Source organism: Chryseobacterium sp. 2TAF14 (genome assembly GCF_052115105.1).
Lineage (GTDB): Bacteria > Bacteroidota > Bacteroidia > Flavobacteriales > Weeksellaceae > Chryseobacterium.
This window is the reverse complement of record NZ_JBFRGA010000393.1, coordinates 1-337: the sequence shown is the minus strand read 5'-3', so window position 1 is coordinate 337 and position 337 is coordinate 1. Positions and strand designations below refer to the sequence as shown.

Annotated in this window: 2 tRNA genes; both read right to left on the bottom strand. The window is 44.8% G+C overall.

Annotated features, from left to right (window positions below):
- Positions 1 to 153: 153 nt before the first annotated feature.
- A tRNA-Tyr gene (locus AB4Y90_RS18310) sits at positions 154 to 234 on the bottom strand.
- Between the two features lie 20 nt (positions 235 to 254).
- Positions 255 to 335 (bottom strand) — tRNA-Thr (locus AB4Y90_RS18305).
- Positions 336 to 337: the final 2 nt, after the last annotated feature.

Sequence of the window (337 nt, the reverse complement as noted above, 5' to 3'; positions counted from 1 at the left end):
GAAGACGAGGGTCGAACTCGCGACATTCAGCTTGGAAGGCTGACGCTCTACCAACTGAGCTACTTCCGCAATTTTGTTTCCAAAACTATTGGTAAACGCTGTGCAAACTTAAGGAAACCCTTTAAATATGCAAGTTTTTTTTAATATAAAATGTGGGGAGAGCAGGATTCGAACCTACGAAGCCGAAGCAACTGAGTTACAGTCAGTCCCATTTAGCCACTCTGGAATCTCCCCAGATATTTTATATTAAATTGAGCCTCCAGAGGGACTCGAACCCACGACCTGCTGATTACAAATCAGCTGCTCTAGCCAACTGCCAACTGAGCTATGGAGGCAA